This is a genomic window from Chromohalobacter marismortui, from assembly GCF_004364315.1.
GTDB lineage: Bacteria > Pseudomonadota > Gammaproteobacteria > Pseudomonadales > Halomonadaceae > Chromohalobacter > Chromohalobacter marismortui.
The window spans coordinates 14375-37197 of the sequence record NZ_SOBR01000006.1 but is presented as its reverse complement, the minus strand read 5'-3'; the positions used below and the strand labels follow the sequence as shown (position 1 = coordinate 37197).

Sequence of the window (22823 nt, the reverse complement as noted above, 5' to 3'; positions counted from 1 at the left end):
CCTCAGCGCTTGATCGGAAAGAGTCGCACCGGGACCACCGGGGCGTCTCGCGACTGCAGGCGGTCGTCGCTGGGCGCGCAGCCGAAGAAGCGCCGGTAGGCACGGGAGAAATGCTCCAGAGAGCCGAAGCCGGCGCAATTGGCGACCTCTGCCACGCTCAGGTCGGTCTGCTGCAGTAGTCGATGCGCGCGATTGATACGCAGCCACAGGTAATAACGAATCGGCGTGACGCCGAGCTCGGCCTTGAAGCGCCGCTCGAGCTGGCGCGGCGAGAGCCCCACGAGGGCGGCCAGCGCCGGTGCCGAGAGCGGGGTTTCCAGGGTGCGGCGCATGGTGCGAATCACCTTGCGCAACTGCGCCGACGTCTCGACATGGTGCTCGGGGGCCGCCGACAACTGTTCGCTGTCGTCGCGACGCTGGCGGCGTTCCAGCAAGTGATTGCGCAATTCCTCCATGTAGGGCGGCTCCACACGTGGCGTGAGCCAGGCGAACATCATGTCGAGCACGGCGGTGCCACCGGCGCAGCTCAGCCGCTGGCCGGCGATGCGATAGAGGTCGCTGGTGGCCTGGATGCGTGGATAAAGCTCGCGAAAGCCTTCCAGATTATCCCAGTGCACGGCCACCTGATGCTCGTCGAGCACGCCCGCTGCGGCCAGTACTTCGCTGCCCATCTCGATGCCGCCCAATGCCACCCCGGCCGCCGCACACTGGCGCAGCCACATGGCGATGCGCTTGTCGCCGGTATACGTCTTGGTCTCGAAACTGGCGAGGACGAACACGCTGTCCAGATCGGCTGGTGCCGGCCACTCGGTATCCACGTTCAGGGGGACGCCGTTGGAGGCGGCGACCGTGGCATCGCTGCCCAGCAACTGCCACTTGAAGCGCGATTCCTGGGTCAGCCAGTTGACGATGAACAGCGGGTCCAGCATCGCCCCCAGACCGGCAAAGGAAAACTGCGGCATCAGCAGGATCGCGATGCGCTCCGGCCCGGGCGTCGGGCGTCGCGTGTCAATCACGGTAATCGGGGGCGTCGCGGTCGAGCAGGCGCATCAAGGCGGCAAGGTGCATGTGCGCCGAGCCTTGTGCCAGATAGTCTTCCCATTGCTGGGCGGTCTTGCGTGCGACTTCGGGCGCGACAGGACGCACGGGAAGGCCGCTGGCACGGGCCACCAGATAGGAGCGGCAGGCACGCTCGAAGTAATAGAGGTGGTCGAAGGCTTCGGCGACGTCGTGGCCGGTGGCGACCACGCCATGATTGCCGAGCAGCAGGATCGGTGCCGTGCCGGCCAGCTTGCCGAGGCGTTCCGCTTCTTCGTCGAGTCCCATGCCATCGAATCCGGTATCGATGTGCACCCGCTCGAAGAAGCGCATGGCGTTCTGTTCCACCGGGGGCAGCTCCGGTGTCTCCAGGCAGGCCAGGGCGGTGGCGTAGAGCGAGTGGGCATGCATCACGCACCCCACGCCGCGGCCCTGGCGGTGCATGGCGCCGTGAATGGCCCAGGCGGTGGGGTCGATGGATTCGGGACGTTGTGCGGCGCTGGCATCCACCTCGACGAGGTCGCTGGCACGCATTTCCGCGAAATGACGCCCTTCGGGGTTGACCAGAAAGCGCCTGCCGTCCGCCTGGGTGGCCAGGCTGCAGTGATTGGCGACGCCTTCGTGCATGTCGAGGCGAGCCAGCCAGCGGAACGCGCAGGCCAGCTGTTCGCGGAGGGTACCGGGAAGCTCGGTAGCGGTCGTCATGTCTCGCTCCTGTGGCGATGGCGAAACCGAGGCCATCAATAGTGGATCCAGCGCGTCTTGAGCGCCATGTATTTGTGCATGCCGGCCAGCGCGTAGTCACGGCCGATGCCGGATTGCTTCATGCCGCCGAAAGGCGTCTGCGGGCTGACGGCATCGACGCCATTGACCGTCACGGTGCCGGCCTGCAGGGCATCGCACAGGCGATGGGCGCGTCCCAGGTCGGCGGTCCACAGGGACGCTGCCAAACCATACTGGCTGGCATTGGCCAATGTCACGCCCTGGCGCTCGTCGCTGAAGCGCGTCACGCTGAGCACGGGACCGAAAATCTCCTCCTGGAAGAGCCGGTGATGCGGTTCGACATCGATGAATACCGTGGGGGCGACGAACAAGGCACCGCCCGCCGCCTGCAGCGTCTCGCCGCCGCACAACAGGGTGGCCTCATGCTTGCCGACCGCCAGGTAGTCGCGGACCTTGTCGAACTGTGCCTGGCTGACGAGCGGGCCGAGCGTCGTCGCCGGATCGAGCGGGTCTCCCGGCACGAGCGTCGCGATACGTGCCTGCAGGGCCTCGAGAAAGCGCTCGGCGATGCCCTCTTGCAGCAACAGGCGCGAATGCGCCGAGCAGACCTGGCCGGCGTTGGTGAAGATACCGGCCACGGCGTTGTCCACGGCGGCCTCCAGATCGGGGCAATCGTCGAACACCAGATGCGGACTCTTGCCGCCGCATTCCAGCCATACGGGTTTCATGTTGGATTCGCCCGAGTAGACCAGAAAGCGTTTGCCGATTTCGGTGGAGCCGGTGAAGCCGAGCGCGTCGACACCCGCATGCCGACCCAACGCTTCGCCGGCGACATGTCCGTATCCCGGTACGACATTGAGCACCCCGGGCGGAAGGCCGGCCTGGGTCGCGAGTTCCGCCAGGCGCAGCGCGGAGAGCGACGACTCCTCGGCGGGCTTGAGCACCACGCTGTTGCCGGCGGCCAGCGCGGGCGCCAGTTTCACCGCCGCGTTATGCAGGGGAAAGTTCCACGGGACCACGGTGGCGACGACGCCGAGGGGCTCGTGGGCCACCGTGGCTTGTACGTTATTAGGACTGGGCGCGAGCTGGTCGTAGCATTTGTCCTGGAGCTCGCCGAACCAGTCGAAGAGCAGGGCCGCCTCCTCGACGTCGTCCAGGGCTTCGTGGATGCACTTGCCGACCTCCAGGCTGTCGAGCAGGGCCAGTTCCTCGGCGTGGTCGCGCACCTGCGCGGCGAGCGCCTGCAGGCCCCGGCGGCGTGTCGTCGGCTCGGCACGTGACCAGGCACCGAGCTCGAACGCGCGGCGTGCCGCGTCGACCGCGACGTCGATATCCGCCGGGCCGCAGGCCGCGATCGCCGTCAGCGACGTGCCCGTCATGGGGTTGATCGACGCGAGGGATTCACCCTGGCGCGTCACATAGCGGTGACCGTCGATGTAGGCGGCGCCCTCCAGCGAGAGGGTGGCGGCACGGTGTTGCCAGTCGGCGTGAGTGGGAGGCGTGGGAGGGGAAGACATAGAGGTGGAAGACATGACCATACCTTGGCGGTTGTCGAATGGGCGTGGAAAGCGCTCGCGCCGACCTTACAGGTCGAGCACCAGGCGCTCCCCCTTGGGGCGCGAAACGCAGACGTAAATGATGTCGTTGGTGGCTTTTTCGGCATCGGACTGAAGAACGTCGCGATGCTCGACCTCGCCTTCGAGCACGGGGATGCCGCAGGTGCCGCAGGCGCCTTCGCAGCACAGGCTGTCCGGCGCCGCACCGGCGCGCGCCAGACCGTCGAGCAGGGTTTCGTCCTCGGCGAGCGTGAACTGCTTGTCGCTGCGCGCGAGCTCGATCCGACAAGGCGTGGTACGCGCTGCCGGCGCTTGCGATGCGCCGCGGAAGCGTTCCATTTGCAGTGCGCCCGGGGGCCACGCCTGTGCCGCGTCGGTCAAGGCGTCCAGCAGGCCTTCGGGGCCACAGGCATAGACGCCGGTCTCCGGCGTGTAGTCGCCCAGCAGCGCACGCGGGGCGAGCCTTCCCTGCGTGGCGGAGGCATGCAGGTGCAACTGCGATGCGGGCAGGAACGCGCGAAGTTCGTCGAGGAACGCCGCCTCGTCCCGGTGACGTACCAGATAATGCACCTCGACCGCATCGCCCCGCTCGACGAGTTGGCGCGCCATGGCGACGAGCGGCGTGATGCCGATCCCGCCCCCGATCAGCCGGTAGTGCCGCCGGTCGTCGGCGAGGGGAAAGCGGTCCCGGGGCGCAGAGACGCGCAGCCGCGTACCGACGCTTGCCTGCTCGGCCAGAAAGGCGGAGCCCCCGCGGGATGCCGGGTCATGCAGCACGCCGATGCGATAGCGGCCGTGACGCGCGTCGTCCAGCAGCGAATAGTGACGTATCAGGCCATTGGGCAGGCGCACCTCGAGATGAGCGCCCGCCGGGGCCGGCGGCAGGGCGGCACCATCGGCGGCGACCAACGCGATCTGGTAGATAGCGCTCGATAGCCGCTGGTGGCTGTCGATCACGACCTTGAATGGCGTCGCGGTCATGGCATGTCCTCCTCAACGTTGCTGGTGTTGCCAGTCGTCATGCAGCCAGAAGGGCGCATCCGAGGGCGCCGGCGGCGCGTGGCCGAGGATCATGTCGCTGGCCTTTTCGGCGATCATGACGGTCGGCGCATTGGTGTTGCCGCTGACCACGCGAGGCATGATCGAGGCATCGACCACGCGCAGACCATTGATGCCATGCACGCTAAGCTCGGGGTCGACCACGGCCTCCGGATCGTCGGCCGGCCCCATCTTGCAGGTGCCGGCGGCGTGATAGCCGGTTTCGGTGGTGGCGCGCGCCCAGGCATCCAGCGCCTCATCGCTCTGGCAGTCGGCACCGGGGGAGATTTCCTCGCCCCGCAAATCCGCGAATGCCGGCTGCTCGATCAGTTCCCTGACGCGACGCACGGCCGCGCGCATGTCGGCGCGGTCGCGCTCGGTGGCCAGGTAGTTGAAGACGATCTCCGGCGCCTGTGCGGGGTCCGCGCTCCTGAGGCGCAGGCGGCCCATGCTCGTGGGGCGCATCAAGTCGATGTGCACCTGGAATGCATGCTCGCGCAGGCTTTCGGTGGTGCCGGGCGCGATGGCCAGAGACATGAACGTCAACTGGATGTCGGGATGCTCGACCCCTGCCCGCGAGCGGATGAAGGCGCCGGCATCGAACTGGTTGCTCGCCGCGAGGCCGCGCCGGTCGAGGAACCAGCGCATGCCCAGCCACCACTTGCGGGGAGCGTGGGTCCAGGGGGCATGCGAGACCGGCCGGCGACAGCGATATGCCACGACGGTGTCCGGGTGGTCGCTGAGGCGGCGGCCCACGCCCTCGAGCGTATGCACGCGAGGGATGCCCCAGCGGGTCAGTTCGTCGTCGGGGCCGATGCCGGAGAGCATCAGCAACTGGGGGCTGTTGATGGCGCCGCCTGCCAGGATGACCTCGCGGGTGGCGCGTGCCCGGTGCAGCGTGTCGGCGTGGCGATATTCGATGCCTTCGGCACCGGTCTCGCCGATCAGCACGCGCTGCGCCAGCGCATGGGTCATGACCGTCAGGTTGGCGCGCGTCTCGGCGCGCGCCAGGTAGCCACGCGCGGTGCTCCAGCGCCTGCCCGCGCGCGTCGTGCGATCGACGCGGCCGAAGCCTTCCTGACGATAGCCGTTGAGGTCGTCGCTGGTGGCGTAGCCGGCTTCTTCGCCGGCGGCCAGGAAGGCTTTCGCCAGGGGATCCTCGGGGCGTCCGGCACTGACATGCAACGGCCCCGTCTCGCCGTGGTAGGCATCGGCGCCCAGTTCGTGGGTCTCGGCGCGGCGAAAGTAGGGCAAGACGTGCCGGTAACCCCAGCCGGGACAGCCGGCGTCTTCCCAGGCATCGTAATCGCGGGCGTGACCGCGGATGTACACCATGCCGTTGATCGACGACGAGCCGCCCAGCGTGCGCCCACGTGGCGTGGCGATGCGCCGTCCGTCGAGGTAGGGCTCGGGCCCCGACCAATAGTGCCAGTTGAAGCGTGGTCCATCGATGGCCGCCCCCATGGCGGCCGGCATGTCGATGGTCCATGAGCGATCGCGGGGGCCGGCTTCGAGCAGCAACACCCGGGATTCGCCATCGGCGGTGAGTCGGTCGGCCAGCACGCAGCCGGCCGATCCCGCCCCGACGATGATGTAGTCGTAATCTCGTTGAGTCGTCATGCAGGCATCCTGAGGCGGAGGGCGGAAGGTCAACGCGAGGCCTGATAGGCGTCTTGCGCGCGGGTCTCGCCATCCGCCGTGGTTACGCCTTCGAGCCAGGTGTTGACCCGTTCGGGATGCGACTGGATCCAGTCGGCGGCGACCGATTTCAGCGGCTGGTCCTCACGGCTATAGGCGTAGACCCATTGGTTTTGGACCTCGATGGGCACGCGCATGTTGTCGAGAAAGGCGATGACGTTGGGGTGACGCTCGGCGAAGTCGCTGGCGACCACCGTGGACACCGAGCTGGCGTCGCCCCAGAGGTTCTCGGGGTCTTCCAGGTAGCGAATGTCGAAGTCGACATTCATCCAATGCGGTTCCCAGCCCAGGAACGCGATCCATTGGCCGTTACGAATGTCGCTTGCGACCTGAGACATCATGCCGGTCACGCTGGAGGCCGCGACCTGCCAGTCATCCAGGCCATAAGTGCCGTTGACGATGGCCTTGTGCATCAGTTCGTTGCCGACGTTGCCTGGCTCGATACCATAGAAGGTGCGGTCAAAACGTTCCGCGTGCTCGGCGAGGTCGGCCATCGAGTGCACACCGGCGTCCCACACGTATTCGGGCACTGCGAGCTGGAAGCGCGCACCGTCGATGTTCTTGACGACTTCGACCAGTTCGCCGGCCTCCAGGCGAGGATCGAGCATGCCGCTTTGCGACGGTCGCCAGAGCGCCATGTTGACGTCGAGATCGCCGCTCGCCATGGCTTCCAGGATGATCGACGAGCTGGCTTCCCGCAGGGTGGTGTGATAGCCGAGCGTATCCAGCAGTTGCCGCGCCACTTCCGACTTGACGGTGGCGCCGGGCCATTGCGGCGTGCCGAAGCGGACCATGTCGTCTTCGGCCTGGGCGATCCCGAAAGGCGCGAGCAGTAGCGCGCTCATGGCGACGCCGAGCAGCGTGGACGTCAAGCGGCCCAGCGGGGTGCGGTGTCGGGGGATAGCGGTCATGGCAGTCTCCTCGTGGTGTGTTGTCGTTGTGTTGTCGTTGTGTTGCCGTCAGATGCGGTGCGCGAGCTCAAAAGCCGCACACGCCGCCACCGTCGACGGACAGGATGGCGCCGTGCGTGAAGCCGGCCTGGGAAGAGGCGAGATAGAGCACGGCATCGGCGATCTCTTGCGGTTGCCCCATGCGCTTCAGGGGCGAACGTCGATGGGCCGCGTCCAGGTAGGCGTGTGGATCGTCGCTGGTCTCGGCGGCGTGCTGGATCATGTCGGTCTCGACATTGCCCGGGCACACGCAGTTGATCCGTATGCGGCCGGCCAGCTCGAGGGCCAAGGCGCGGGTCAGGTTGACCACGGCGGCCTTGGCGCCGGAGTAGACGCTGCTCGGCGGAAAGCCGATCAAGCCGGCATCCGAGCCCAGATTGACGACGTTGCCGCCACTGGCCTCCAGGTGCGGTAGCGCCGCCTGGAGGCAGAAGAAGGTGCCGCCCACGTTGACGCGGAAGGTGCTGTCCCAGTGTTCCTGCGAGACTTTCTCGAAGGGCACTTCCTCGAAGACGCCGGCGCAATTGACCAGGATGTCGAGTCCACCGAGACGCGCGACGGCGGTTTCCACGACTGCCCGGGATTCGTCCTGGGGGCCGATCTCGCCGACGGCGGCTTCCACCGTGGCCGTGGTAAGGTCGGTATTCGCCAGCGAATCGCGAAACGCGTCTACGGAGGCCTCTCGGCGCGCGCCGATGGCGACGCGTGCCCCCTGTTCCAGAAAGCGCCGTGCCGTGGCGGCGCCGATACCGCGGGCACCGCCGGTCACCAGTACGCGTTGTCCGGTGAATGTCATGACGGCACCTCCTGGGGCGTGGTGGCGTCGCCATGCAAGGCCTGGAACACCAGCCGGTGGAAGTGCAGCACCAGGTGCTCGCTTTCATTGCTGCGTGCGGCATCGATCATGTAGCGGCCCTGATCGTAGCCCAGCGAGTGCAGACCTTTCTGCACGCTGATGTTGAGCTCGATGTCTTCGGGGCCGAGCTCTTCGTTCATCCAGCGCATGCTGGCCCTGGTCACTTCCGGCAGCGTGTCGTGAGGGGTGTAATACCCGAAGCGCAGGATCGAGCGCTCGGCATCCAGCGGGATGATCATGAACGTGCCCATGCACTGCGAGAACGGGAACTGATAGAAGGTGTTATGCGGCCAGATACCAATGTTGAAAAAGCCATCGCCGTTGCCGGGCGGGCGGTCCAGCGGCACGCCGTATGCCTGCTTGGCATCGGCATTGGGCGGCGCGCCATAGGTCCACCAGTTGTCGTGATGGGTCAGGCGGTAGCCATCGAAATCGATCAAGGCGGCCAGGTCGACGTGGTGGGGGCCTGAAAGCTGGAAGTGATAGCCTTCGATGGAATTGTCCATGATCACTTTCCAGTTGGCCGGGACGATGACGTCGTCTTCTTGGATCAGCTGCATGGCGTCCAGGCCTGGAATCGCCTCGCGGATGGCGGCCTCGGCACCGGGGAAGAGCGTCTGCATGTCGGTCGCGTCGGGATCGAGATTGAAGTAGACGCCCCCGGCGAAGACTTCCAGGCGTACCGGCGGGATGTGGTAATCGTCGACATTGAAGGCCGCGATCCGATCGCTGCGCGGCGCGGCGCGCAGGCTGCCGTCCAGCCCGTAGCACCAGGAATGATAGGCACACCGGATGACGCTCTTCTGCACGCCGCGCGTCTTGTCGAGCAGGCGGTTGCCACGGTGCTGGCAGACATTGTGAAAGGCGTGCAGCTCGCCCTGACGGTCCCGCATCACGATGACGCTCTGATCGAAGATATCGCGCACCACGAAGGCGCCGGGCTCGGCCAGCTCGTTGACGTGACAGGCGAAATGCCAGGCGCCCATGAAGATGCGGTCACGTTCGGCGTCGAAGAGTTTCGGGTCGTAGAAATAACGGGATGGAAGGGTCAGTGCCGTTTCGGTGGGCTGTTCCGCCCACGCGTGGGGAGTCGCGTCGGTCATGTCCTGCCTCATGCAAGCGGTTTGTGTCGTTGGTCTGGCACAAGGCTAAGGCGGCGCCGAACAGCCCACATGATGTTTTCTGACACGACGTCACGATCAGGTTGATAATAAACGGCGTTTTTGCGTCGCTATCGATCAAATCGGCGTGACGAAAAAAGGCGAGCCCCCTAGCTATCTCATGGGTTGTCTTGATGTTTCACGACATGAGGCGTCACATCCATTGCCGGGCCGTCGTGTCCCGGGCGGCATCCAGCATCTCGAGCATGGCTCGTGCGGCATTGGAAAGCGTACGGCTCTTGTGGAACAGATAGCCCAGTGGACGCTGGATGGGGCGGTGATCGATGGGCATGACTTCGATCTCGTCGTCGATCATGGTGTCGGGCAGTACGCTCCAGCCCAGGCCGATGGCGACCATCATCTTGAGGGTTTCGAGGTAATTGGTGGACAGCGAGACGTTCACCTGCAGGCCGTCGCGGGCGAAGGTGTCCACCACGATGCCCCGGGTGAAGGTCAGATGTCCCGGCAGCACGGCGTCGTGATCGGAGAGTGCCGACAGCGCGACCGTGTCGCGCCCGGCGAGGGCGTGCTCGCGTCCGCAGACGAAGCGCAACTGGTCGATCCACACCGGCACCACCGTCAGCGCCGGGTCGGGGACCGGCGCCAGGGTGACCACGGCGAGCTCCAGGTCGCCGTCCAGCACACCTTGATAGGCTTGTTCCGAGTCCAGAAAGCGCATGTCCATGCGTACGTCCGGATAGGCCTGGGTATAGGCCTTGAGCAACGGCGGCAGACGGTGCAGGCCGACATGATGGCTGGTGGCCATGGTCAGGCTGCCACTGATGTCGCCGCTGAGGTTGGACAGCGCACGACGGCTGTCGTCGAACATCACCAGGATCTGGCGGGCACGCGGTAGCAGGGTGCGACCGGCTTCGGTGAGCGTCACGCGGCGGTTGAGACGGTCGAAGAGCTGTGCGCCGACCTGTCCCTCGAGGCCCGCGATGCGCTTGCTGACGGCAGGCTGGGTCAGGTGGAGCTGTTCCGCGGCGAGCGAGAACGAACCGTGATCGGCGACCGCGAGGAAGGCTTGCAGGCTTTGCGTATCCATGAGCGCGCTCTGTTATCGGGCATGTATTCTATTTTGGAATCCAAAGCATAAATAACATGAATTGCTTTTATCCATAAGCCCTCTTAGGCTTGTGGACATCAAGGTTGCGCCGGTTATCGCGGCGCGTAGCTAGCGACATGTGGCAAGACGACACAGAGCGTCATCGCCCAATCTTCCCGGTCGGGGAGGCATGAGTGGAGGAGATCCCATGGCAGGCCAGACTCTTTACGACAAGCTTTGGTCGCGGCATCTGGTAAAGGAACGCGACGACGGCACGGCGTTGATCTATATCGATCGTCACCTGTTGCACGAAGTGACCTCGCCGCAGGCCTTCGAAGGCCTGCGCCTCGCCGGGCGCAAGCCGTGGCGACTGGATACCAACCTCGCCACGCCGGACCATAACGTGCCGACCACGCTCAAGGAGCGTTCCGAGGGCAATGCGGGCATCGTCGATCCGGTCTCGCGCATCCAGGTCGAGACGCTGGACGACAACTGCACCAGCTTCGGCATCGAGGAATTTCGCATCAACGACGCGCGTCAGGGCATCGTGCACGTGGTAGGACCGGAGCAAGGTGCTACGCAGCCGGGCATGACGGTGGTCTGCGGCGATTCGCACACCGCTACGCACGGTGCCTTCGGGGCCCTGGCGCACGGCATCGGCACCTCCGAGGTCGAGCACGTGCTGGCGACCCAGTGCCTGATTCAGCGCAAGATGAAGAACATGCAGGTACGCGTCGAGGGCGAACTGGGTCTCGGCGTGACGGCGAAGGACATCGTGCTGGCGGTGATCGGCAAGATCGGCACCGCCGGTGGCACAGGCTATGCCATCGAGTTTGCCGGTAGCGCGATTCGCGATTTGTCCATGGAAGGCCGCATGACCATCTGCAACATGGCCATCGAGGCCGGCGCGCGCGTGGGACTGGTCGCGGTGGACGAGACCACGGTCGAGTATCTGCGTCGTCGCCCCTTCGCGCCCAGCGAAGAATATTGGGATGCGGCGGTCGCCGACTGGCGTGAGCTGGTCTCCGACGACGATGCCCCGTTCGACAAGATCGTCGAACTCGACGCCGCCGCGATCGAGCCGCAGGTCACCTGGGGCACGAGCCCGGAAATGGTCGCCGGTGTCGGCGCACAGGTACCGGATCCCGCCGCCGCCGGCGACGAGACCGTGCAGCGCGGCGTCTCGCGTGCCCTCGAGTACATGGGGCTGCATGCGGGGCAGCAGATCACCGATATCCAGCTCGACAAGGTCTTCATTGGCTCGTGCACCAACTCGCGCATCGAAGACTTGCGTGAGGCGGCCAAGGTCGCTGAGGGCCGTAAGGTCGCGGATTCCATCAAGCTGGCGATGGTCGTGCCCGGTTCCGGACTGGTCAAGCGCCAGGCCGAGGAGGAGGGGCTGGACAAGATCTTCCTCGAGGCGGGCTTCGAATGGCGCGAGCCGGGGTGTTCCATGTGCTTGGCGATGAATGCCGACAAGCTGGGGACCGGCGAGCATTGCGCTTCGACGTCCAATCGTAACTTCGAGGGTCGCCAGGGCTACGGCGGCCGCACGCATCTGGTGAGCCCCGCCATGGCGGCCGCCGCCGCCATCGCCGGGCACTTCGTCGATGTGCGCGATTTCGGGGCCGAGGGCGCCGCCAACGATGACAGCCAAGTACAGGAGGCGTGAGCATGCGCAAGTTCGATCGCCATCAGGGCCTCGTGGCGCCCATGGATCGCGCCAACGTGGATACCGACCTGATCATCCCCAAACAGTTCTTGAAGTCGATCAAGCGTACCGGCTTCGGTCCCAACCTGTTCGACGAGCTGCGCTATCTGGATGAAGGTTACCCGGGACAGGACGTCGCCACGCGTCCGCTCAATCCGGATTTCGTGCTCAATCAGCCGCGTTATCAGGGTGCCAGCGTATTGCTGGCACGCCGCAACTTCGGCTGCGGTAGCTCACGCGAGCATGCCCCCTGGGCACTGGAAGACTTCGGGTTTCGCGTGATCATCGCGCCGAGCTTCGCCGATATCTTCTTCAACAATGCCTTCAAGAACGGCCTGTTGCTGATCACGTTCGACGAGGCCACGGTGGATCGGCTATTTCAGGAAGCCGAGGCCGAAGAAGGCTATCGTCTGGATGTCGATCTCGAAAGCCAGCAAGTCATCACCCCCAGCGGTGAGACACTTACCTTCGAGGTCGACGCGTTCCGCAAGCAATGCCTGCTCGAAGGGCTGGATGATATCGGCCTGACGTTGAAAGACGCCGACGCTATTGATGACTTCGAAAAACGTCATCGTCAGGCGCGGCCGTGGTTGTTCCGTCAGGCTGGATGACGCTGGCGGCCTTTGAATAACAACAACGCTGGACACAATCGACAGGGAGACCCGGCTCAATGAGTCGGGATGGCAGGGAACGCCCATCTTCCCGTGGTCGACGTTGCGGCGTCGGCCACCCACGAACCAATCATCACGTCATTCATGATGATGTGTCGAGTTGCGAGAGAGTACGCCATGAGTCGCAAGATTCTCGTTCTGCCGGGCGACGGTATCGGCCCGGAAATCACCCGCGAGGCGGTCAAGATCCTCGACGCGTGCCGCGAGGCGGGTCTGGACGCCAGCGTCGAGGAAGGCTTGGTCGGCGGCGCGGGCATCGACGCCCATGGCGTGCCGCTGCCCGACGAGACGCTGGCGAGCGCCAAGGCCGCCGATGCGGTGTTGCTGGGTGCCGTGGGCGGCCCCCAGTGGGACAAGATCGAGGATCTGGCCAAGCGTCCGGAGAAAGGGCTCCTCGGGCTGCGCAAGAGCCTCAACCTGTTCGGCAATCTGCGCCCGGCGCTGCTGTATCCGCAATTGGCCTCGGCTTCGAGCCTCAAGCCCGAGATCGTCGCCGGGCTGGATATCATGATCGTGCGCGAGCTCACCGGCGGCATCTACTTCGGCCAGCCGCGAGGCATCGAGGAGCGCGACGGCGAGAAGGTCGGCTTCAATACCTATATCTACGCCGAGCACGAAATCGAGCGCATTGGCCGCGTGGCCTTCGAGATGGCGCGCGCACGCGGTGGCAAGCTCTGCTCGGTGGACAAGGCCAACGTGCTCGAGGCCACCATCCTGTGGCGCGAGGTCATGGAGCGACTGGCACCGGCGTATCCGGATGTCGAGCTGTCGCACATGTACGTCGACAACGCCGCCATGCAGCTGGTACGCGCGCCGAAGCAGTTCGACGTCATCGTTACCGGCAACATGTTCGGTGATATCCTCTCCGATGCGGCGGCAATGCTGACGGGCTCGATCGGCATGTTGCCCTCGGCCTCGCTCAACGAACAACGTCAGGGCATGTACGAGCCCTGTCACGGCAGCGCGCCGGATATTGCCGGGAAAGGCGTCGCCAACCCGTTGGCGACGATCCTGTCCGTGGCCATGATGCTGCGCTACTCCCTCGAGGCGCCGGCGCTCGCCGAGCGCATCGAACGTGCCGTGGGGGCGGTGCTCGACCAGGGGCTGCGTACCGCCGATATCGCCTTCGAGGGCACGACGCCTGTCTCGACCCAGGCGATGGGCGATGCCGTGTTGGCGGCATTCCAGGCGCAATGAGCGCGGCTCACGTATCATGGCCATACGCCCATTCGTAGATTTCAGGAGGACGACACATGCTTAGAGTCGGTTTTGTCGGTTGGCGGGGAATGGTGGGGTCTGTCCTCATGCAACGCATGCGCGAGGATGGTGATTTCGCGGGCCTCGAACCGGTGTTCTTCACCACCTCTCAGGTCGGCCAGCCCGGTCCCGACATCGGGGTCGAAGTGCCGCCCCTCAAGGATGCTCGCGATCTGGAGGCCCTCAAGAGTCTCGATGTGGTGGTCACCGCTCAGGGGGGCGACTATACGGAAAGCGTCTACCGCCCGCTGCGCGAGGCCGGCTGGCAAGGCTACTGGATCGACGCCGCCAGCACGTTGCGCATGGCGGACGAGGCGACCATCGTGCTCGACCCGGTCAACCGCCACGTCATCGAGCGTAGTCTCGCCAACGGCGGCAAGACGTTCGTGGGCGGCAACTGCACCGTCAGCCTGATGCTGCTGGGGCTGGGCGGCTTGTTCGAGGCCAATATGGTGGAGTGGATGACGTCCATGACCTACCAGGCGGCGTCGGGCTCTGGGGCCAAGCACATGCGCGAGTTGCTTTCCCAGATGGGTGCCTTGCATGGTGCGGCGTCGTCGGCGCTGGCGGATCCGAGCAGCGCGATCCTGGATATCGACCGTCAGGTGACGCAGGCCATGCGCGGCGCTGATTTTCCCACCGAGCAGTTCGGCGAGCCGCTGGCCGGCAGTTTGTTGCCGTGGATCGACAAGGCGATGGACAACGGTCAGAGCAAGGAAGAGTGGAAAGGCGGAGTCGAGAGCAACAAGATTCTTGCCACCGGCGATTCGCCGATCCCCATCGACGGCTTGTGCGTACGCATCGGCGCGATGCGTTCGCATAGCCAGGCGTTCACCATCAAGCTCAAGCAGGATGTGCCGCTCGACGAGATCGAAGACCGCCTGGCCAAGCACAATCAGTGGGCGAAGGTGATTCCCAACGACAAGGATGCCACCTTGAGCGGCCTGACGCCGGCCGCGGCGACCGGTACGCTGGACGTGCCGGTCGGGCGCCTGCGCAAGCTGGCCATGGGCGGCGAATATCTCTCCGCCTTCTCGGTGGGCGATCAGTTGCTGTGGGGGGCGGCGGAACCGCTCAAGCGGATGCTCGGTATCCTCCGCGAGCAGCGTTGATCGGGTCGCCGGTCAGGTAACGAGAAGGGCGCCCGATGGGGCGCCCTTCTCGTTTGGGGCGTGTGCGGCGTGTCAGAACTGCGCTTCCTCGGTGGAGCCCTTGAGCGCGGTCACCGACGATACGCCGCCCTGGATGATGTTGGTCATGTCGTCGAAGTAGCCGGTGCCGACTTCCTGCTGGTGGGCGACGAAGGTGTAGCCACGCTCGGCCGCTTCGAATTCCGGCTGCTGGACCTTCTCGACGTAGTGCTTCATGCCTTCGCCTTGGGCGTAGGCGTGGGCGAGATCGAACATGTTGTACCACATGTTGTGAATGCCGGCTAAGGTGATGAACTGGTAGGTGTAGCCCATCTCGGCCAGGGCTTTCTGGAAGCCGGCGATCTCGGCGTCGTCGAGGTTCTTCTTCCAGTTGAAGGACGGCGAGCAGTTATAGGCCAGCAGTTGCCCCGGATATTCGCGATGGATCGCCTCGGCGAAGCGCCTGGCTTCGTCGAGATCCGGCTTGGCGGTTTCGCACCAGATGATGTCGGCGAAGGGCGCGTAGGCCAGGCCTCGCGAGATGGCCTGATCGAGGCCGGCATTGACCCGATAGAAGCCTTCGGCGGTGCGTTCCCCGGTGATGAAGGGCTTGTCGTAATCATCCACGTCGGCGGTGATCAGGTTGGCGGCATTGGCGTCGGTGCGCGCGATGACCAGCGTCGGCGTGCCCGCGACGTCGGCGGCCAGGCGGGCGGCGACCAGCTTCTGCACGGCCTCCTGCGTGGGCACCAGCACCTTGCCGCCCATGTGGCCGCACTTCTTGACCGCGGCGAGCTGATCCTCGAAATGCACGCCACTGGCACCGGCACGGATCATGGCCGTCATCAGTTCATAGGCGTTGAGCACGCCGCCGAATCCCGCCTCGGCGTCGGCGACGATGGGCGCGAAGTAATCGACGAAGTCGGTATCGCCGGGGTTGGCGCCTTTCTGCCACTGGATCTGATCCGCACGGCGGAAGCTGTTGTTGATGCGCTCGACGACCTTGGGCACCGAGTCCACTGGGTAGAGCGACTGGTCGGGGTACATCGATAGGTAGCTGTTGTTGTCGGCGGCGACCTGCCAGCCCGAGAGATAGATCGCCTCGATACCCGCCTTGACCTGTTGCATGGCCTGGCCGCCGGTCAGCGCGCCGAGGCAATTGACGTAGCCTTTGCGAGCCTCGCCGTTGACGAGGCGCCAGAGCTTTTCGGCGCCTATCGTGGCGAGCGTATGCGCTTCATTGACGCTACCACGAAGCCTTACGACTTCCTCGGCGCTGTACGGACGCATGACGTCCTTCCAGCGTGGATTCTCGTTCCAATCCTTTTCCAATGCGGCGATTTGCTGTTCGCGTGTCTGGGACATGTCGCTTGCCTCTTGGTCATCGTGAGCGTTGAAGGCGTACCCGATAGGGCATTTCACGTTCAGCCGAACGTAGTTCTTTTCCGCTGCGGCGCCCATGATGGCGAGAATATTGCGCTGCGGTAGAACAACCGTTTTAACGTCGGCTTTGCGAAAAATATGACGCACACGAGACGTGGCAACAATGCGTAGTTAGGCGCAGATTTCGTTGTAGTTTGACTACAAGATGCCGCCATGCAGCGGCGTCTTGTAGCCCTGTTTCGGGAAGGACAGTGCGAGCGACGACAAGCTATTGAAAAGTCAGGCTCATGTGGCGGTGGGGAATGTTGGCGTCGAGGAAGGTCTCGCCGTGGGCGACAAAGCCGAGACGTTCGTAGAAGGGAATCGCGTAGGTCTGGGCATCGAGATGCACGGCGTCGTGACCTTGCTGACGCGCCTCTTCCATCACGGCTTCCATCAGACGTAGCCCCAGCCCTTGGCCGCGGGCTTCCGCGAGAATCGCGACGCGCCCGATATGGCCGTCCGGCAGCAGGCGCGCCGTGCCCATGGCGCGATCTCCCACATGGAGCAGAAAATGTCGGCATTGCGGGTCACGGCCATCCCATTCTTCCGCCTGGGGAACGTGTTGCTCCTCGATGAACACGACCTTGCGTATCGCACTGCAAGCCGTTCCCAGCGTTTCCCAATTGCCACTGGCGACATGCCATTCACGCATCGTCATCTTGCGGTGTCTCGTCTTGCCAGTGGAGGCTGCCACGGTTGACCAGCTCGGCGAGGAGCGTCAGTGCCTGATCGTCGAGGTGAGATGCCAGCGTGGTGGCATGCAGTGGCGTGGTATCGGCCAGCAGACGCGCGAGACCAGGTGGGCAGTCATGGCCGTCACCATCCGTGAACAGCGTGGCGCGGCCGTTCTCCTCGTGAAACGCGAAGCGCGAGCCCAGGGCGCGCGCCAAGTAGTCTCCCTGCGCCAATCCTTCGGTGATGGCATCGCTGCCGGTGGGGGTCTCGAGGGGCGCAAGCTGATCGGCATACTTGGGTTGGGTCATGACGCGTCCGAACCATTGCGTCATCTGCGCCGGATCGTCGATTACCGACAGCACCAAGGTGCGCAGACGCGCGATGGCGTCGTCATCGACGCGGCCGGCGTGTTCGATGGGGCGCAGATCCGGGTCGGTGTAGCGCGCGGTCTCGGACTGCATTTCACCGAGATAGTCGGCGAACGAGGTGATGATTTCGTCGGTTGAGGGCGCGCGGAAGCCGATCGAATAGGTCATGCAGTCGGCGCTCTGGCTGATCCCGTGATGGGCGATACGCGGTGGTAGATACAGCATGTCGCCGGGCTCGAGTACCCAGTCCTCGCCAGGGGTGACCTCGAAGCGTTCGAGCATGCGCAGGTCGACGCCCGAGACGATGGGTGCGTCGTCGGGCTGCTCGCCGCCGAGTTGCCAGCGCCGCTGGCCGCTGCCCTGGAGCAGGAAGACGTCGTAGCTGTCGACATGGGGGCCGACACTGCCCTCGGGCGGCGCGTAACTGACCATGACGTCGTCGAGGCGCCAGCGCGGCAGGAAATCGAAGGCGTCGAGCAGGGCGGCGACCTCGGGCACGTAGTGATCGACGGCCTGGACCAACAGCGTCCACTCCCGGTCGGGGAGGCGCGCGAAGGTGGCGTCATCGAAAGGCCCGTGGCTGACCTGCCAGGGCTTGTCGGGACCCTGGGCTTCGACGAGCCGGGCCTCGATGCCGTCTTCGCAGGCCAGGCCGGCGAGTTCCTCGGGGGCAAGCGGCGACGCGATGTCGGGGAAGGCGCCACGAACCAGCAGCGGTTTTTTCTGCCAGTAGTCACGCAGGAAAGTCTCGGCGGTCAAGCCGCCGAGTATCGATAGGGGAGTGTCGCTCGACATAAGACTCTCGGGACTCGAAAAGGATGAGTGGGCAACCGCGATCATGTGTGAAGCTTGAAGAGCGGCGCTGCGCGCCTGGAAGCCGGAAGAAACGGCTTGGCACCGTGGGTGGCGAGCTCATGCTGCCTTCCAGCTTCCAGCTTCCAGCTTCCAGCTTCCAGCTTCCAGCTTCCAGCTTATAGCTTATAGCTTGCGAGCTTGCTCGCTGGCATTCCCGATATAGGTGGCCGGGGTCAGTGCCTTGAGCTCGGTCTTGACGTCGTCGGGCAGTTCCAGCGAGTCGATGAAGGCCGCGAACCCGGCCTGGTCGACGCGCTTGCCACGCGTCAGCGTCTTGAGCTTTTCATAAGGCTTTTCGATACCGTAGCGGCGCATCACGGTCTGGATCGGCTCGGCGAGGACTTCCCAGTTCTGATCGAGGTCCTCGTCGAGACGTGCGGGATTGGCCTCCAGCTTGGCGATGCCCTTGAGGGTGGCCTGATAGGCGATCAAGCCGTATGCCAGTCCTACGCCGAGATTGCGCAGCACCGTGGAGTCGGTCAGATCGCGCTGCCAGCGGGAAATCGGCAGTTTTTCGGCGAGATGGCCGAGCAGGGCGTTGGAGAGGCCGAGATTGCCCTCCGAGTTCTCGAAGTCGATGGGATTGACCTTGTGAGGCATGGTCGAGGAACCGATTTCACCCTCGACGGTCTTCTGCTTGAAGTAGCCCAGCGAGATATAGCCCCAGACGTCGCGATCGAAGTCGATCAAAATCGTATTGAAACGCATGATGGCGTCGAACAACTCGGCGATATAGTCATGCGGCTCGATCTGCGTGGTATAGGGATTGAAACTCAGTCCCAGCCCTTCGACAAAGGTGCGGGCGTTGGCGGCCCAGTCGATGTCCGGATAGGTGGTGAGGTGGGCATTGTAGTTGCCTACCGCACCGTTGATCTTGCCGAGAATCTCGGCGGCCTCGATCTGCTTGAGCTGGCGGCGCAGGCGATAGGCCACGTTGGCCATTTCCTTGCCCAGCGTGGTGGGGCTGGCGGTCTGGCCGTGGGTGCGCGAGAGCATGGGCTGCTCGGCGTGTTCGTGGGCCAGGCGCTCGACCGCGGTGACGATCTCGCGCAGCGTGGGCAATAGGGTGTCGAGACCACCGCGCAGCATCACGCCGTGGGAGAGGTTGTTGATGTCCTCGCTGGTGCAGGCGAAATGAATGAATTCGGTGATCGCATGCAGCTCGGGAACCTCGGCGACCTTCTCCTTGAGGAAGTATTCCACTGCCTTGACGTCATGATTGGTGGTGCGCTCGATGTTCTTGATGCGCTCGGCGTCGGCGACCGAAAAGTCGCTCACCAGTTGGCCGAGAAAAGCCGTGGCCTGCGCCGACAGCGGGGGGACTTCGACGATCTGCGGATGCGCGGCGAGACGTTCCAGCCAGCGGATTTCGACGATCACGCGGGCGCGGATCAGGCCGTATTCGCTGAAATGTTCGCGCAGGGCGGCAGCCTTGGCGCCATAGCGACCATCGACTGGAGATAGAGCGGTAAGGGCGGAAAGTTCCATGGTGTCGTCTTCCGGGTCGTGAATCGAATCGCGTGGCGAGGACCGTCAGCGGTCGTCGAGGGCATTCAGAGATTTCTTGATGGCTTGACGCTGAAACAGCAACTTCCAGCGGCGGCCTCCCTGCTGGTGCCAGAGCAGGGCGAAGCGTACGCCCGTCAACAAGGCGGTACGCACGCGCTCGGGCATCATCCGGCTTTGCAGCAGGCTGGGATCGCCTTGTACGACGATGCGGTAACGAAATGTGGACAGCGTGTCCTGATAAAGCTGCCCGAGGCTGGCGATCACGTTTTCGTGCGTCTCGCCGAAGTGCTCGGCCTGGCCTTGAACGCGCTGCAGGCGTTCTCCCAGCGAGGCCAGCATGGCATCGTCCTTGCGCAGCTTTTGCATCAATAGCACTAAAGAGAACCCGTAGCGCATCACGGCGGGGTCATTGCGCTGGCGGTTCATCACGGCGCTGAGGGTGTCGATGCCCAGGCGCAAGTTGTTGTGATGACCGCCATAGATAGCCGCAAAGCTTTCCGGATTGGTGTCCAGGGTAGCGCGAATCAGCGTGTTCCAGGCACGTTCGTCGCACTGCCCGGTACGCGCCAGTTCATCGACCACCGCGGCGGCCTGGAAAACGCCTGCCAGCGCCAACGTCTGGCGGGCGACGGCACGTTGTGGTGCGCTTTGGATCGGGGTGGGCGTCATGCGGCGTTGTCTCCTTGGCGCGCGTGTCGGTTCCATGTCTGGCGAATGACGCCACCGCCCAGGCAGGTATCCCCGTCGTAAAGCACCAGTGATTGGCCTGGCGTCACCGCGCGCTGGGGGTCGTCGAAAAAGGCGTCGACACCGCCGTCCTCGAGCACGCGAATCTGGCAGGCGACGTCCTGCTGACGATAGCGGGTCTTGGCCTGAAGACGTGCCTCCGGTGCCGGCGGTTGGCCGGCGACCCATTCCACGGGCTCGGTGCGCAGGCTGTCGGTATACAACAACGGATGATGCTTGCCCTGCACGGCGACCAGAACGTTACGCGCGAGGTCCTTGGCGGCCACGTACCAGGGCGCGTCGGGGTGATTGGGCAGCCCGCCGATGCCCAGGCCTTGGCGCTGGCCGAGGGTGTAATACATCAGCCCCATGTGCTCGCCGATGACCTCGCCCTCGGGCGTCTCGATCGTGCCTGGCTGTGCGGGCAGGTACTGCTTCAGGAAATCGCCGAAGCGCCGCTCGCCTATGAAGCAGATGCCGGTGGAATCCTTCTTGCGCGCGGTAGCCAGACCATGGCGCTCGGCAATGGCGCGGACCTCGCTTTTCTCCATCTCGCCGACCGGGAACAGCGTGCGTGCGATGGCGGCTTCAGGCACGGCATGCAGGAAGTAACTCTGGTCCTTGTTGGCATCCAGGCCCTTGAGCAGGCGCACGCGCCCGTTACGCTCGCCGTTGCGCACATAATGTCCGGTGGCGATCTTCTCGGCGCCGAGCATTTCGGCGTATTCGAGGAAGACCTTGAACTTGATCTCGCGATTGCAAAGGATGTCCGGGTTGGGCGTGCGGCCGGCCTGGTACTCGGCGAGAAAATGTTCGAAGACGTTGTCCCAGTACTCGGCGGCGAAGTTCGCGGTGTGCAGCCGAATACCGAGCTTGTCGCACACGGCCTGGGCATCGGCAAGATCGTCCTTGGCGGTGCAGTACTCGGTGCCATCGTCCTCGTCCCAGTTCTTCATGAACAGGCCTTCGACCTCGTAGCCTTGCTCCAGCAAGGCGAGGGCGGTTACGGACGAATCGACACCGCCCGACATGCCGACGATGACTTTGCACGCGGTCGCGGCCCCCGCAGCGGAGGATTCCGTAGCGTGAGACATGGTCACTCTCGAATGGGTTGAGGATGGATTGAATGTTAGGAGCGGCATTATACCTGAAACCGGCTCCGTGCTTCGAGTTCGGGGGCGTCAGCGTTCGTGAATCACGTCGAGTGGAAACAGCCGCCCGGCCATGGCATCGCGAATGCGTTTGAGCACCAGCGGACTGCGCAGGCGGTGTGATCGCTCCAAGGCCTCGATTTCGTCGAGTGTCAGCCAGTGGGCGGCGACGATGCCGCTGTCCAGAGCGTTCCCCAGGTGTGCCAGGGGGATGCCCACGAAGGCATGGCTGTGAAAGGTCACATCGTCGGGTGCCGTATAGACGTACAGCCCCAGGTAGTCGGTCAGCGTGATGTGCCAGGCGGCCTCCTCGCGAGTTTCGCGTTCGGCCGCCTGGGTCAGGCGTTCACCGGGCTCGAGATGGCCGGCGGGCTGATTGAAGAGGCTGAACGGGCCGCCCTTGTCCTCCTCGACGAGCAGGTAACGGCCGGCGCGCTCGACGACGCTCGCGACGGTGACATGGGGTGTCCAGCGACTCATCGACGGCTCCGATGGCGTCTGGTCGTCATGGGCGCCTTGCGACGCGGCGCATGCAGGGTTTCCCTGCGCCATGTCCCGGGCGCCATATCGCCGAGGCGCCAGGAACCGATGGCGACGCGAATCAGACGCAGCGTTGGGTGGCCGACATGTGCCGTCATGCGGCGTACCTGCCGGTTGCGGCCTTCGTCGAGGACGATCTCCAGCCAGGCGGTGGGAATGGCCTCGCGGTAGCGTACCGGCGGTTGACGTGGTGCGATGCCGGGTGCCTCGAGGCGTCGCACCTGGGCGGGCCGCGTCGGACCGTCTTTCAACCTGACGCCGCTGCGTAGCGCATGCAAGGCCGCATCCTTGGGAGTACCTTCGACCTGTACCCAGTAGGTCTTGGGCTGCTTGTGGCGCGGATGGCTGATGCGGTGCGCCAGGGCGCCGTCGTCGGTCAGCAGGAGCAGGCCCTCCGAGTCGTAATCGAGCCGTCCGGCAGGGTAAATGCCAGGCACATCGATGACGCTGGCGAGGGTTGCCCGACCTTGCGTATCGGTGAACTGCGAGAGCATTTGGTAGGGTTTGTGCAACAGATAAAGCGAGCTCATGAGCGGTTTCGGACCTTTCGACAAGCGGCGGCTAGGCTCAAAGCCTACTCTGCACTCGGGCCACGATGCCATACTTAACGGTGCCAGGCATGGGCTTTTTCATGGCGCTTACCTTGCATACAGGCCTCGCCGACCGCACATTGAAGTCACCGGAGATAGAAGGCGGTGTTGCCCTGCGGGCGCATCGTACTGACCATCCGGCGCGCAC

21 protein-coding genes are annotated in these 22823 nt (G+C 64.6%); 4 read left to right on the top strand and 17 right to left on the bottom strand.

What is annotated here, in order from left to right; all coding sequences use genetic code 11:
- Positions 1-2 precede the first annotated feature (2 nt).
- From C8E00_RS12765 to C8E00_RS12725, 9 genes are all read right to left on the bottom strand, one after another.
- Complete coding sequence (locus tag C8E00_RS12765; protein ID WP_133697908.1) at positions 3-1016, bottom strand: GlxA family transcriptional regulator; 1014 nt, start codon at positions 1014-1016, stop codon at positions 3-5.
- Entirely contained in the window at positions 1009-1743 is a 735-nt protein-coding gene (locus C8E00_RS12760) for a class II aldolase and adducin N-terminal domain-containing protein (protein WP_133697907.1), read from the bottom strand. The genes C8E00_RS12765 and C8E00_RS12760 overlap by 8 nt, the downstream gene beginning before the upstream one ends.
- Before the next feature lie 35 nt (positions 1744-1778).
- A complete protein-coding gene (locus tag C8E00_RS12755) occupies positions 1779-3293 on the bottom strand; it encodes an aldehyde dehydrogenase (RefSeq protein WP_243833192.1) in 1515 nt (504 codons plus the stop codon).
- 51 nt (positions 3294-3344) lie between these two features.
- A complete protein-coding gene (locus C8E00_RS12750; RefSeq protein WP_133697906.1) occupies positions 3345-4298 on the bottom strand; it encodes a PDR/VanB family oxidoreductase in 954 nt (317 codons plus the stop codon).
- A 12-nt stretch (positions 4299-4310) separates the two neighbouring features.
- On the bottom strand, positions 4311-5975 hold the full coding sequence (locus C8E00_RS12745) for a choline dehydrogenase (RefSeq protein ID WP_133697905.1): 1665 nt from the start codon (positions 5973-5975) through the stop codon (positions 4311-4313).
- 29 nt (positions 5976-6004) lie between these two features.
- Positions 6005-6964, bottom strand: a complete 960-nt coding sequence (locus tag C8E00_RS12740; RefSeq protein WP_133697904.1) for an ABC transporter substrate-binding protein — start codon at positions 6962-6964, stop codon at positions 6005-6007.
- 67 nt (positions 6965-7031) lie between these two features.
- A complete protein-coding gene (locus C8E00_RS12735) occupies positions 7032-7799 on the bottom strand; it encodes an SDR family NAD(P)-dependent oxidoreductase (protein ID WP_133697903.1) in 768 nt (255 codons plus the stop codon).
- Positions 7796-8962: an aromatic ring-hydroxylating oxygenase subunit alpha gene (locus C8E00_RS12730; RefSeq protein ID WP_133697902.1), complete on the bottom strand. Its 1167-nt coding sequence runs from the start codon at positions 8960-8962 to the stop codon at positions 7796-7798. Before C8E00_RS12730 ends, C8E00_RS12735 begins: the two co-directional genes overlap by 4 nt.
- A 211-nt stretch (positions 8963-9173) precedes the next feature.
- A complete protein-coding gene (locus tag C8E00_RS12725; RefSeq protein ID WP_133697901.1) occupies positions 9174-10067 on the bottom strand; it encodes a LysR family transcriptional regulator in 894 nt (297 codons plus the stop codon).
- A 208-nt stretch (positions 10068-10275) separates the two neighbouring features.
- On the opposite strand from C8E00_RS12725, the gene leuC reads away from it, so the two are divergent.
- The 4 genes from leuC to asd all read left to right on the top strand — a co-directional run bounded on the left by leuC (position 10276) and on the right by asd (position 14818).
- The gene (gene leuC / locus C8E00_RS12720; protein WP_133697900.1) at positions 10276-11739 is read left to right on the top strand and encodes a 3-isopropylmalate dehydratase large subunit; all 1464 of its coding nucleotides are present in this window, start codon (positions 10276-10278) and stop codon (positions 11737-11739) included.
- Between the two features lie 2 nt (positions 11740-11741).
- Positions 11742-12389, top strand: a complete 648-nt coding sequence (gene leuD / locus C8E00_RS12715; RefSeq protein ID WP_133697899.1) for a 3-isopropylmalate dehydratase small subunit — start codon at positions 11742-11744, stop codon at positions 12387-12389.
- A 177-nt stretch (positions 12390-12566) separates the two neighbouring features.
- A complete protein-coding gene (gene leuB / locus C8E00_RS12710; protein WP_133697898.1) occupies positions 12567-13646 on the top strand; it encodes a 3-isopropylmalate dehydrogenase in 1080 nt (359 codons plus the stop codon).
- A 56-nt stretch (positions 13647-13702) separates the two neighbouring features.
- Positions 13703-14818 (top strand): aspartate-semialdehyde dehydrogenase, encoded by a 1116-nt coding sequence (asd, locus tag C8E00_RS12705; RefSeq protein WP_133697897.1) that lies wholly within the window; start codon positions 13703-13705, stop codon positions 14816-14818.
- A gap of 72 nt (positions 14819-14890) precedes the next feature.
- Here the strand turns inward: asd and aceA are convergent, their stop codons facing one another.
- From aceA to C8E00_RS12665, 8 genes are all read right to left on the bottom strand, one after another.
- Complete coding sequence (aceA, locus tag C8E00_RS12700; protein ID WP_133697896.1) at positions 14891-16201, bottom strand: isocitrate lyase; 1311 nt, start codon at positions 16199-16201, stop codon at positions 14891-14893.
- 286 nt (positions 16202-16487) lie between these two features.
- Complete coding sequence (locus C8E00_RS12695; protein WP_133697895.1) at positions 16488-16919, bottom strand: GNAT family N-acetyltransferase; 432 nt, start codon at positions 16917-16919, stop codon at positions 16488-16490.
- A complete protein-coding gene (locus C8E00_RS12690) occupies positions 16906-18099 on the bottom strand; it encodes a cupin domain-containing protein (RefSeq protein WP_133697894.1) in 1194 nt (397 codons plus the stop codon). Before C8E00_RS12690 ends, C8E00_RS12695 begins: the two co-directional genes overlap by 14 nt.
- Before the next feature lie 183 nt (positions 18100-18282).
- Complete coding sequence (gene purB, locus C8E00_RS12685) at positions 18283-19647, bottom strand: adenylosuccinate lyase (RefSeq protein ID WP_133697893.1); 1365 nt, start codon at positions 19645-19647, stop codon at positions 18283-18285.
- A 45-nt stretch (positions 19648-19692) separates the two neighbouring features.
- Positions 19693-20337 carry a high frequency lysogenization protein HflD gene (gene hflD, locus C8E00_RS12680; protein ID WP_133697892.1) on the bottom strand — a complete coding sequence of 215 codons (645 nt, stop codon included), beginning with the start codon at positions 20335-20337 and terminating at the stop codon, positions 19693-19695.
- Positions 20334-21488 (bottom strand): tRNA 2-thiouridine(34) synthase MnmA, encoded by a 1155-nt coding sequence (gene mnmA / locus C8E00_RS12675; protein ID WP_133697891.1) that lies wholly within the window; start codon positions 21486-21488, stop codon positions 20334-20336. The genes hflD and mnmA overlap by 4 nt, the downstream gene beginning before the upstream one ends.
- 87 nt (positions 21489-21575) lie before the next feature.
- Positions 21576-22025 (bottom strand): NUDIX hydrolase, encoded by a 450-nt coding sequence (locus C8E00_RS12670; RefSeq protein WP_133697890.1) that lies wholly within the window; start codon positions 22023-22025, stop codon positions 21576-21578.
- Positions 22022-22615 carry a pseudouridine synthase gene (locus tag C8E00_RS12665; RefSeq protein WP_133697889.1) on the bottom strand — a complete coding sequence of 198 codons (594 nt, stop codon included), beginning with the start codon at positions 22613-22615 and terminating at the stop codon, positions 22022-22024. Before C8E00_RS12665 ends, C8E00_RS12670 begins: the two co-directional genes overlap by 4 nt.
- Positions 22616-22823: the final 208 nt, after the last annotated feature.